Genomic DNA, 8,565 nt, shown 5'->3' with positions numbered 1-8,565 from the left:
CCGTGGCTGCCGAGCTGAACAGCCGCCCGCGCAAAACGCTCGGCTGGGAAACCCCAGCCGAGCGTCTCGCTAAGCTCCTGGCGACAGCCAGTTGATCACTGTGTTGCTACGACCCCTGGAATTCGCCGTTCGGACGGGGCCCTTCGCCATGCCCCGGCCTGGATAGGGTGGACCCGTTGAGACTCTCGTCCCGCACTGCGGGACGCCTGACCCTGGAGCGGCTTATGAGCGCTGTGACCCCCGCTGGAGGCGACACCGCGGCGGGCCGCTCCTGGCCCCGGCTGCTGAACGGCCTGCTGGACGGCAGGCACCTGAGCGCGGACGACACCGCCTGGGCGATGGACCGGATCATGCGCGGCGAGGCGACCGAGGCGCAGATCGCCGGGTTCGTCGTGGCCCTGCGCGCCAAGGGCGAGACCGTCGAGGAGATCAACGGCCTGGTCCGCACCATGTACGAGCACGCCAACGTGATCGAGGTGCCCGGGGCGACGGTCGACATCGTCGGCACCGGCGGTGACGGGGCGAAGACGGTCAACATCTCCACGATGTCCTCGATCGTCGTCGCCGGAACCGGTGCGAAGGTCGTCAAGCACGGCAACCGGGCCGCGTCCTCGGCGTCCGGGGCCTCCGACGTGCTGGAGAAGCTCGGGGTCAACCTGGAGCTCCCCCTGCACCGCGTCGCGCAGGTCGCCGACGAGGCCGGGATCACCTTCTGCTTCGCGGTGAAGTTCCACCCGGCGCTGCGGCACGCGGGCGCGGCACGCGGTCAGTTGGGCATCCGTACGGTGTTCAACGCCCTCGGCCCGCTCACCAATCCCGCCCGGGTCCGTGCCCAGGCGGTCGGTGTGGCGGACCCGCGCATGGCGCCGATCGTCGCGGGCGTCTTCGCCGAGCGCGGCAACTCGTCCCTGGTCTTCCGGGGAGACGACGGCCTGGACGAGCTGACCACGACGGCCACCTCCCGGGTGTGGATCGTCCGGGACGGCGAGGTGACCGAGCAGTCCTTCGACCCGCGTGACGTGGGCCTCGAACTGGTTCCCGTGGAAGCGCTGCGCGGCGCGGACGCCTCCTACAACGCCGAGGTCGCCCGCCGCCTGCTGGACGGCGAGACCGGCCCGGTCCGCGACGCGGTCATCCTGAACTCGGCGGCGGCACTGGTGGCCCTGGAGCCGACGGCCGCGCCGCTGGCCGAGCAGATCCGCGCCGGGATGGCGAAGGCGGCCGAGTCGATCGACTCGGGGGCGGCGAAGCGGACGCTGGAGCGCTGGGTGGCCGCGAGCAACGCATAGGGAACCCTGACGGCGTCCCGCGATCCGGACTCGGGTTGCGGGACGCCGATCTTTTCGCATACGTTCCTGATCAGGTCATGAGTGACAGTCATGAGGCCCCGGCCGACTGTCCGGCAACCCTCCGTCCGTGGCGGGGTGCCCCGGGTGAAGACCAGGCCGCAGGCAGCGAGGTCTGTGGCAAGCGCGGACCCCTCGAGATACCAGGGGTCCTGGTCGTCGAGGAGCCTCCCGTGAGCAAGCGAATGCGCTAGGGCCGCAGAGCCCCGCCTCCGCACCCCTCTTTCCTTTCCCCCCCCGCTGGCAGCCGTACCGGCTCGCGGGCGGATGCCATCTGCCTTCACGGGAGTTCACCCATGTCCGTCTCCACCCTTGCCTCGGCCCCTTCCGTTTGTGCCCCGCTGCCCGTTCTGGGACGGGATGTCACCGTGCCGCTCGTGACCGGCGGCGAGGTCGCCTACGCCGCGCTCGACTACGCCGCCAGCGCCCCGGCACTCCAGCGCGTCTGGGACGACGTCGCCGCCTACGCGCCGTACTACGGCAGCGTGCACCGGGGTGCCGGGTACCTTTCCCAGCTCTCCACCGACCTGTTCGAGAACGCCCGCCGGACCGTCGCCGAGTTCCTCGACTGCCGCGAGGGTGACCAGGTCGTGTTCACGCGGTCGACCACCGACTCCCTCAACCTCCTCGCCGCCGCCCTCCCCGCCGACTGCCAGGTCTTCGTCTTCGAGACCGAACACCATGCCGCCCTGCTGCCCTGGCGCAACGCCCGCGTCACCTGCCTCGACGCCCCGCGCAGCCCCCGCGCGGCCGTCGAGACCCTGGAGCGCGCCCTCGCCGGCCGTGACCCCTACGGACCGGCCCTGGTCTGTGTCACCGGCGCCTCGAACGTCACGGGCGAGCTGTGGCCCGTACGGGAACTCGCGGCGGCCGCCCACGCCCATGGCGCTCGGATCGTGCTGGACGCCGCCCAGCTGGCCCCGCACCACCCGGTGTCCGCCCGGGACCTCGATGTCGACTGGGTCGCGTTCTCCGGGCACAAGCTGTACGCGCCCTTCGGCTCCGGCGTCCTGGCCGGGCGGGCCGACTGGCTGCGCGCCGCCGAGCCGTACCTCGCGGGCGGCGGTGCCAGCCGCAAGGTCGGCCGGCGCCAGGACGGGGGAGTCGAGGTGGAGTGGCACGACGGCGCCGCCCGCCACGAGGCCGGGTCGCCCAACGTCATCGGCGCCTACGCCGTCGCCTCGGCCTGCAAGGCGCTGACCGAGGCCGGCTTCGACAGCCTCGTCGCCCGTGAGCAGCACCTGATCCGCGCCGTGCGGGAGAGGCTCGCCGACGTCCCGCAGGTGCGGTTCCTGTCCCTCTTCGGGGACGACGCGCCGCGCGTCGGCGTGCTCTCCTTCGTCGTCGAGGGCTGGAACAGCTCGCACTTCGCCGCCGCCCTGTCCGCCGAGTACGGCATCGGCGTGCGGGACGGGCTGTTCTGCGCGCACCCGCTGGTGCGCACACTGCTCGGCAGCGACCCGCAGTCGCAGGGCGAGTGCGGGTCGCCGGAGGCCGCGCCCGGGGAGAAGTCGCTCAACGCCATCCGGGTCAGCTTCGGCGCGGGCACGCCGGACGAGCACGTGGAGCGGTTCGTGCGGGCGGTGAAGGAGCTCGTGACGGACGGGGCGAAGTGGAACTACCGCACGGAGGACGGGCGCTGCGTGCCGGACACCTCCGCCTGAACCACCGGTAGCCGGGTGCCCAGGACGATCATGCGCAGGGCGCGTTCGGTGGCGTCCGTGAGGAGTTCACTCGCGCGGAGCAGGGCCTCGGCCAGCTCCATCGGGGCGGGCAGGATGCCGTGGCAGGCGTCCACGCCCGGCACGTCGCCCGCGCCCTCGCCGAGCGTGCCGGCCAGGGCCAGGACGGGACGGCCGTAGAGCTTGGCGCGGCGGGCCACCTCGGCGGGGACCTTGCCGCGGGGCGTCTGGTGGTCCAGGGCGCCCTCGGCGGTGACGACCAGGTCGGCGCCGGCCAGCCGGGCGTCCAGGTCGAGGTGGTCCAGCAGCACGTCGAAGCGGGGGAGCAGCCGCGCGCCCAGGGCGGCCAGCCCGGCTCCCAGCCCGCCGGAGGCTCCCGTGCCCGGCCCGGAGTGAAGGTCGCTGTCCGACATGGCGGCATCGCGGGTGAGGACGAACGCCCAGTTCTCCAGGGCCGCCGAAAGCTCCTCCACCTGTGCGGGCGTCGCGCCCTTCTGCGGACCGAAGACCCGCGCCACGCCCCGCTCGCCGCACAGCACGTTGTACGGGTTGCAGGCGACGAGCAGCTCCACCTCCGCGAGGCGGGGGTCCAGGCCCCTGGGGTCGACGCGGTGCAGGCGGGTCAGCTCCCGCCCGCCCCGGGCGAGTTCCCGGCCGTCCTCGTCCAGCAGCCGGGCGCCCAGCGCCTGGAGCGCGCCCGCGCCCCCGTCCGAGGTGCCCGAGTCGCCGCAGCCGACGAGGATCCGCCGGACGCCCGAGTCCAGGGCGGCACGGATCAGTTCGCCGACGCCGTACGTGGTGGTGGCGCCCGGGTCGCGCAGGTCGCGCGGCACGAGGGAGAGGCCCGCCACCGCCGCCATCTCCACCACGGCGGTGTCCCCGCCGCCCAGCAGGGCGAAGTGCGCGGCGATGGTCTCCCCGACCGGGCCGGTCGCCGGCGTGGTGACGATCCTGCCCCCGGTCGCCGCGGCCAGGGCGAGAGCCGTTCCCTCACCGCCGTCCACCAGCGGCACGAGGTCGATCTCGGCGCCGGGCAGGACCCGGCGTACGCCGGCGGCGATGGCGTCGGCGGCGGCCTCCGCGGACAGGGACTCCTTGAAACCACTGGGGGCTACGACGACACGGTTCAGCATGAGGGCTCCTTAGCGGGTGAGGGAGACGCCGAGCAGCGGCCAGACCGCGACGGCGAAGAGCAGGACGAGCGCGGCGGTCAACGGGGCCAGGAAGGCGGACAGCCGCAGCAGGTCGCGGGGGGTGTAGGTGGGAGTGCCGGGGATCTGCGCGAAGAGCGTGACCGGCTTGGCGGAGGCGGGCAGCGTGTGGCAGAAGCCGGCGGCGGCGGTGGAGGCGAGCGCGGCGGCGACCGGGTTGACGCCGACGCCGACGGAGGCGGCCACGACGAGCGGGACCAGGACCGAGGAGCGGGCGGAGCGGGACTGCAGGACCAGGTGTGCCGCCGTGCTGACGACGATCACTATCGCCAGGAACACCATCGGGGGCTCGTTCGTCGGCAGGCCGGAGACCAGCCACTTCGCCGCTCCCGAGTCGGCCAGCGCGACTCCCATCGCCATCGTCGCCGCCATGAACAACAGCAGCGACCAGGGGACGGTCTTCAGAGCGTCCTTCAGGCGTACGGTGCCGAGGGCGGGCGAGGCGGCCACGACCGCGCCGATCAGCGCCACGATCGCGGGCGGCAGGTGGTGCAGCGGCTCGCTGCACCACAGCAGCACGACCGTGGCGAGCAGCAGGGCGCAACGCTTCTCGGCCTGCGTCCATGAGCCGGTGACCGCCTGTTCGCTGTGCTCCTGGATCTGCTGGGCGGTGATGTGGACGGGTCCGCGCCGGTCCTCGCGTCGCGTCATCGTCAGCAGCACCAGCTCGGCGGCCAGATGGGACGACACCACGGCCAGGGGAAGGCCCAGCAGCAGCCACTCCGTGAAGCCGATGTGCTGCCCGGTCGCCTCGAACAGCACCGACACGGTGATCAGATGCGCGCCGGCACCGATCAAAGTCGCTACTGCCGACAGAAGGATCACGGTCGGGAACAGCAGTGCCAGCATCACGACCAGTCGTTTTCGGTCGGCGAGGACCTTGGCGAGGGCGAGGAACACGGGCAGCGCGAGCGCGGCCCGGCCGGAGGTGGCCGGCACCGCGAACGCCGTGACGACCAGGGCCGCCGTCGTCAGGTGCACGAGTTGCCGCACGGTACGGGCTCCGCTGACGAGGAAGACCGCGGCACGGCCGGCGAGCCCGGTCCGCGCCACCGCCGCCGCCAGGACGAACGCGCAGATCAGCAGCCACACGGTGTCGTCGCCGAGAGTGCCGAACAGGGTGTCGTTGCTGATCACACCGGTCACCGTGAGGGCCAGCGCGGCGCCCAGCGCGATGTACGTGTCGTCTATCGACGTCCCGATCCACGCACAGGTCGCCAGGACGAACACGGCGAGGGTGAAGCGGGCGTCACCGCCGAGTCCGGGGAAGTTTCCCGGGACGGCCAGCAGGGCGCACAGCGACAGTGCCACGCACAGGGCAGTGAGAGCTCGTAGGTTCCATGTCACGTCATCGAGGGTTCATCCGGGGGGTGAGCCGTCGATGAGCCGAACATGAAAGGAACTTCACCCGGTGGGAAGCCGGTACCCCATCCCGCGCACGGTCTCCACCCGCTCCGCGCCGAGCTTCTTGCGCAGTGTGCGGACGTAGACGTCCACGATGTTGGAACCGGGGTCGAAGTCGTAGCCCCACACGTGGGAGAGGATCTGCTCGCGGGACAGCACCTGCCCCGGGTGCCGCAGGAACAGCTCCAGCAGGACGAACTCACGGGCCGTCAGGTCGACGGTCCGCTCCCCGGACCTGGCGCGCCGGGTGCGCAGGTCCAGGCTCAGCGAACCGGCCCTGAGCACGGTCACCTCCGGCGCCCTGGCCGCCGTACGCAGCCTGAGGCGGACCCGGGCGAGCAGTTCCTCGAAGCGGAACGGCTTGGTCATCCAGTCGTCGGCGCCGCCCTCCAGGCCGGCCACCGCGTCCCGTACGGAGTCGCGTGCGGTCAGCACGATCACCGAGGTGCTCACCCGTGCCTCGCGCAGTTCGCGCAGGATCGTGAAGCCGTCGCGGCCGGGCAGGTTGATGTCCAGGACGACGAGGTCGAAGCCGCCGGTCAGGGCGTACTCGTAGCCGGCGTCGCCGTCGGTGACGACGGTCGTGGTGAATCCGTTCGAGCGAAGGCCCTTCTCGACGAAGGAGGCGATGCGCTCCTCGTCCTCGACGATGAGGATGCGGTTCACGTGTGATGGCCTTCCGGTGCCTGTGACGCGTGCAGAACGAGGGTGAAGGTGGCGCCGCCGCCGGGGGTGTCGGACAGCCGGACGTGGCCGTGGTGCCCCTCGGCGATGGCCTTGACGATGGCCAGCCCGAGTCCGGCGCCGGAGCCGCGTGCGCCTCGCCGGGCGGTGCCTCGCCGGAAACGTTCGAAGATGACCCCGGCGTCCTGCGGCTGGACACCGGTGCCCGTGTCGGCGACGTACAGCTCGATGTGCGGGCCGGCCGTCCGGGAGCCGATGCGGACGGTCTGGCCGGGCATGGTGTGCTGCACGGCGTTCTGCGCGAGCTGCACCATGGCCTGGGTGATCCGTTGGAAGTCCAGTTCGGTCTCCACGTCGGCGACCTCGGCCAGCCGCCAGTCGCGCTTGCCCAGGGTGCGGGCCTTGACGAAGACGTCGGCGGTCAGTTCGGCCACCTGGGCCGGCTCGGGGACGACGAAGTCGGGACGTTCGGTCTTGGCCAGGACCAGCAGGTCCTCGACGATGCGGCTCATCCGGTCGAGTTCGTCGGTGACCAGCCGGACCGTCTCCTCGCGTTCGGCCGGGTCGTCGCCCATGACCTCCAGATGACCCCGCACGATGGTGATCGGGGTGCGCAGCTCGTGGCCCGCGTCGTCGACGAACTCGCGCTGCCCGGCGAAGGCCCGGTCCAGACGGTCGAGCATGCCGTTGAAGGTCTCGGCGAGAGCCGCTATGTCGTCGTTGCCGTGCACGGGGATCCTACGGGTGAGGTCCTGCTCGGTGATCTCGGCGGCCGCGGTGCGCACCAGCCGTACCGGCCTGAGGATGCGTCCTGCGACCACCCAGGCGATGCCGGTGGTGAGCAGCAGGGCGACGCCGGAGATGATCAGCAGGGTGCGGAACACCTTGTTCACCCGCTGCCGCTCGGGCTCCGGGTGGATGGCCACGACGAACGCGGCGTCCGGCTCCGCACCCGCCCGGGCCACCGTGACCTTGGCCCACCGGATCTCGCCCTGCGGCCGCTGCACCGTGCCGGAGGACTCCGGCGAGTCGAAGATGCGGCGTCTGGCGTCGGCGTCCTGGTGGAGGGGCAGCCCCGCGTGGATGGCGCCCTGCTGCCGGATCTGGCCCAGGCCACCGTCCGGCCTGCGGACCAGACCTATCAGTTCCTCATCGGCGTCGGGGTTCTGCTGCTGGAGGAAGACCGTCAGCAGGCGGGGCGCGGTGGTGAACGGACGGTTCGTCCGGGGGTCCCTGCCCTGCTCCTCGAAGCCGGCGAACTCGTCGGCCTCCTGAGTGAGCAGACGGTTGATCCGGTTGTCGACGTCCCGCATCAGGAACGAACGGGTGGTCGTGGTCACCTCGATCAGCGCTACCGCCATGACGAGCAGCAACCACAGCAGGATGCGGACCCGGGCGGTGATCCGTCGGCGGGCCGGGTCAGTTGGTGTCGTCGCCTCCGTCGTCGCCTCCGTCGTCGGGTCCGTCGTCTCCGGCACCCTGACCGTCGTCGTCATCGTCATCCATCGTGGGGCTGTCGGTCACCGGCTGCCGCGGCACGACCTCGTCGTCCGGAGAGGGATCGGGCGTGGGCTTGGTGGGTGTGGGCTTGGGCTTGGGGGATTCGCTGTCCAGCACCACCTTGGAGGGGACCTTCGGAGACTCCGGGCGGTCCGAGAGCGCGAAACTGGTCGCGGCGATACCCAGCGGGATCAGAACGACGGCGGACAAGGCCGCCATACGACGAGTGAAAGCCATGTGCCCGATCATTCGCCGGGAACACGGTGAGAAGGATGAGGGCTGGATGAAGAACTCTTCATCCGGGAGCTCTTCGCCCGGGAGCGGTCCTCAGTTGTCCAGCCCGATCGAGAACGCCGCCTCCAGGTCGTGCTGCGAGTACGTACGGAACGCCACGTGCGTGTCGGTCCCCTCCACCCCCGGGATCTTGCTGATCCGGCCCGGGATGACCTCCGCCAGGTCCTCGTGCTCCTTGACGCGGACCATCGCGATCAGGTCGTAGGTGCCCGTGACGGAGAAGACCTCGCTGACGCTGTCCAGCGCCGCGATCGACTCGGCGATCTCGGGGATCCGGTCCACGCTGGTCTTGATGAGGACGATCGCGGTGATCACGGCTGGTTCTCTCCCTCGGGGGCCGGAGCAGGGGCGGCCTTCACTCTAGTGGGGCCGGTGGGACGGCCGTAGCGGACCGACGCGTAGCCGAAGCCCAGACCGAATCCGATCAGGTGGGCGAGGTAGGCC

Annotated in this window: 8 protein-coding genes, 1 pseudogene and 1 riboswitch; of the genes and pseudogenes, 2 read left to right on the top strand and 7 right to left on the bottom strand. The window is 71.6% G+C overall.

Annotated elements, in window-relative coordinates; all coding sequences use genetic code 11:
• The first annotated feature begins 224 nt into the window (after positions 1–224).
• Positions 225–1,289: an anthranilate phosphoribosyltransferase gene (trpD, locus tag C1J00_RS32760; RefSeq protein ID WP_102912609.1), complete on the top strand. Its 1,065-nt coding sequence runs from the start codon at positions 225–227 to the stop codon at positions 1,287–1,289.
• Between the two features lie 73 nt (positions 1,290–1,362).
• A riboswitch (SAM riboswitch) is annotated at positions 1,363–1,479 on the top strand.
• A 163-nt stretch (positions 1,480–1,642) separates the two neighbouring features.
• A complete protein-coding gene (locus tag C1J00_RS32755; protein WP_102912608.1) occupies positions 1,643–3,010 on the top strand; it encodes an aminotransferase class V-fold PLP-dependent enzyme in 1,368 nt (455 codons plus the stop codon).
• On the opposite strand, the gene C1J00_RS32750 is transcribed toward C1J00_RS32755, so the two are convergent.
• From C1J00_RS32750 to C1J00_RS47230, 7 genes and pseudogenes are all read right to left on the bottom strand, one after another.
• Positions 2,965–4,161: a glycerate kinase gene (locus tag C1J00_RS32750; RefSeq protein WP_102912607.1), complete on the bottom strand. Its 1,197-nt coding sequence runs from the start codon at positions 4,159–4,161 to the stop codon at positions 2,965–2,967. The two genes, C1J00_RS32755 and C1J00_RS32750, sit on opposite strands and share 46 nt — an antisense overlap.
• A gap of 9 nt (positions 4,162–4,170) precedes the next feature.
• A complete protein-coding gene (locus tag C1J00_RS32745; RefSeq protein WP_102912606.1) occupies positions 4,171–5,586 on the bottom strand; it encodes an SLC13 family permease in 1,416 nt (471 codons plus the stop codon).
• A 57-nt stretch (positions 5,587–5,643) separates the two neighbouring features.
• The gene (locus tag C1J00_RS32740; protein ID WP_102912605.1) at positions 5,644–6,309 is read right to left on the bottom strand and encodes a response regulator transcription factor; all 666 of its coding nucleotides are present in this window, start codon (positions 6,307–6,309) and stop codon (positions 5,644–5,646) included.
• Positions 6,306–7,823 (bottom strand): sensor histidine kinase, encoded by a 1,518-nt coding sequence (locus C1J00_RS32735; protein ID WP_180989777.1) that lies wholly within the window; start codon positions 7,821–7,823, stop codon positions 6,306–6,308. The genes C1J00_RS32740 and C1J00_RS32735 overlap by 4 nt, the downstream gene beginning before the upstream one ends.
• Positions 7,747–8,064, bottom strand: coding sequence for a small secreted hydrophilic protein (locus C1J00_RS32730; protein WP_102912603.1), 318 nt, complete (start codon positions 8,062–8,064; stop codon positions 7,747–7,749). Before C1J00_RS32730 ends, C1J00_RS32735 begins: the two co-directional genes overlap by 77 nt.
• Before the next feature lie 90 nt (positions 8,065–8,154).
• Positions 8,155–8,436 (bottom strand): Lrp/AsnC family transcriptional regulator, encoded by a 282-nt coding sequence (locus C1J00_RS32725; RefSeq protein ID WP_030848030.1) that lies wholly within the window; start codon positions 8,434–8,436, stop codon positions 8,155–8,157.
• A pseudogene (locus tag C1J00_RS47230) lies at positions 8,433–8,565 on the bottom strand (rhomboid family intramembrane serine protease); the annotation flags it as partial. The pseudogene C1J00_RS47230 and the gene C1J00_RS32725, both read right to left, overlap by 4 nt.

The sequence above is a fragment of the Streptomyces cahuitamycinicus genome (genome assembly GCF_002891435.1).
Lineage (GTDB): Bacteria > Actinomycetota > Actinomycetes > Streptomycetales > Streptomycetaceae > Streptomyces > Streptomyces cahuitamycinicus.
The sequence above is the reverse complement of the archived record's forward strand: the minus strand, read 5'-3'. Positions and strand labels throughout refer to the sequence as shown.

Bases quoted from the DNA above. Each gene is read 5' to 3' on its own strand.
- trpD (WP_102912609.1), top strand. From the start codon at position 225: ATGAGCGCTGTGACCCCCGCTGGAGGCGACACCGCGGCGGGCCGCTCC.
- C1J00_RS32755 (WP_102912608.1), top strand. From the start codon at position 1,643: ATGTCCGTCTCCACCCTTGCCTCGGCCCCTTCCGTTTGTGCCCCGCTG.
- C1J00_RS32750 (WP_102912607.1), bottom strand. From the start codon at position 4,161: ATGCTGAACCGTGTCGTCGTAGCCCCCAGTGGTTTCAAGGAGTCCCTG.
- C1J00_RS32735 (WP_180989777.1), bottom strand. From the start codon at position 7,823: ATGACGACGACGGTCAGGGTGCCGGAGACGACGGACCCGACGACGGAG.
- C1J00_RS32730 (WP_102912603.1), bottom strand. From the start codon at position 8,064: ATGGCTTTCACTCGTCGTATGGCGGCCTTGTCCGCCGTCGTTCTGATC.